The sequence below is a fragment of the Mesorhizobium sp. M7A.F.Ca.MR.362.00.0.0 genome, assembly GCF_004023175.1.
Lineage (GTDB): Bacteria > Pseudomonadota > Alphaproteobacteria > Rhizobiales > Rhizobiaceae > Mesorhizobium.
On record NZ_RZTF01000024.1, the window covers coordinates 1 to 1978 of the forward strand.

At 62.6% G+C, this 1978-nt stretch carries 2 protein-coding genes; both read right to left on the reverse strand.

Annotation, left to right across the window (positions count from 1 at the left end; translation table 11 throughout):
• Positions 1-142, reverse strand: a 142-nt coding sequence (locus EOC06_RS05680) for an XdhC family protein (RefSeq protein WP_281062023.1), incomplete at its 3' end; no start/stop codon positions are given.
• 73 nt (positions 143-215) lie between these two features.
• On the reverse strand, positions 216-1978 hold a 1763-nt coding region (gene xdhB, locus EOC06_RS05685), incomplete at its 5' end, for a xanthine dehydrogenase molybdopterin binding subunit (RefSeq protein WP_245469347.1).

Below are 1978 nucleotides of genomic sequence, written 5' to 3' on the forward strand. Positions count from 1 at the left end.
TGCCAAAGATCGCCGCCCGCGAGACGAGCATAAATGCGCCCTTCTCGCGTGGCGTCGAACCTTTTGTGCCAGCCACTTCGACCAGGGCAATCCGGTCGGCGCTGGCAAGGAAGTCTCTCAGGCTTTGCACTTTCGAATTCATCATTCGCATTCCCGTGCGGGAAATATAGGTTTTTTCGGCCCGGATTGCACGCATTGCCGACCTTGCGCCAGACTCAGGCGACGGCCTCTTTCTTCAGCCTCTCGATCGCCATCAGCACGCGCTCCGGTGTGGCGGGGGCATCGAGGCGCGGGCAAATCTTGTTGTCGGCGACACTGGCCACCGCATCCGACAGCGCATGCAGCACCGACATGCCGAGCGGGAACGGCGGCTCGCCGACCGCCTTGGAGCGGTGGATGGTCGGCTCGCCCGCTTCCGGCCAGTCGGCCAAGGTGACGTTGAAGATCTTCGGCCGATCGGAGGCGAGCGGGATCTTGTAGGTCGACGGCGCATGCGTGCGCAGCCGGCCCTTGGCGTCCCACCACAGTTCTTCCGTCGTCAGCCAGCCCATGCCCTGGATGAAGCCGCCCTCGATCTGGCCGATGTCTATAGCTCGGTTCAGCGAGCGCCCGCAGTCATGGAGAATATCGGTGCGCTCGACCATGTATTCTCCGGTCAGCGTGTCGACCGAGACTTCCGAACACGAGGCGCCATAAGCGAAATAATAGAAGGGGCGGCCCTCGCCCTTGTCGCGGTTCCAGTGGATTTTCGGCGTCTTGTAGAAACCCGCCGCCGACAGCTGGACACGGGCCATATAGGCCTGCTTGACGAGGTCGGCGAAGGCGATTTCCTGGTTGCCGATGCGCACCCGGTTGGGCAGGAACAGCACCTGATCGCGCGGCACCTGGTATTTTTCGGCGGCGAAATCGATCAGCCTATCCTTGATCTGACGAGCGCCATTCTGCGCCGCCATGCCGTTGAGATCGGTGCCAGACGATGCTGCCGTGGCCGAGGTGTTCGGCACCTTGCCGGTCGTGGTCGCGGTGATCTTGACCTGGTCGAGGTCGATCTGGAATTCTTCCGCCACCACTTGTGCAACCTTGACATAGAGGCCCTGCCCCATCTCGGTGCCACCATGGTTCAGATGCACCGAACCGTCGGTGTAGACATGCACCAGCGCGCCGGCCTGGTTGTAGTGGGTGGCGGTGAACGAGATGCCGAACTTGACCGGTGTCAGCGCCAGGCCGCGCTTGATGAAACGGCTGTTGGCGTTGAAGGCCGATATCTCACGCCGCCGCCGCGCATAGCTGGCGCTTTCCTCCAACTCGGCGACGATGCGCTGGATGATGTTGTCCTCGACCGTCTGGTGGTAGGGCGTGATGTTGCGGCCCCCCTCGCTATCACCACTGGTGCCGTAGAAATTCTTTTTGCGGATTTCGAGTGGATCCTTGCCGACGGCAAAGGCCACCTCGTCGATGACGCGCTCGGCGCCAACCATGCCTTGCGGGCCACCGAAACCCCGAAACGCGGTGTTCGACACGGTGTTGGTGTAGAGCGGCGCCGACTGGGCATGCACCGCTGGCCAGAAATAGCTGTTGTCGCAGTGGAACAGCGCGCGATCGGTCACCGGGCCGGAAAGGTCCGACGAAAAACCGCAGCGCGCCGCGAACATGAAATCGACGCCGAGGATATTGCCCTCGTCATCGAAGCCGACCTCGTAGTCGACGAGGAAATCATGACGCTTGCCGGTGGCGATGATGTCGTCGTCGCGGTCGGGCCGGATTTTCACGGCGCGATGGTGTTTCTTCGCGGCGATCGCGGCCAATGCGGCAAACTGGTTGCCCTGCGTCTCCTTGCCGCCGAAGCCGCCGCCCATGCGGCGGATTTCCACCGTGATGGCGTTGCTCGGCACGCCGAGCGCGTGGCTGACCATATGCTGGACTTCGCTCGGATGCTGGGTCGAGGAATAGATGGTGACGTCCTGGTCCTCGCCGGGCA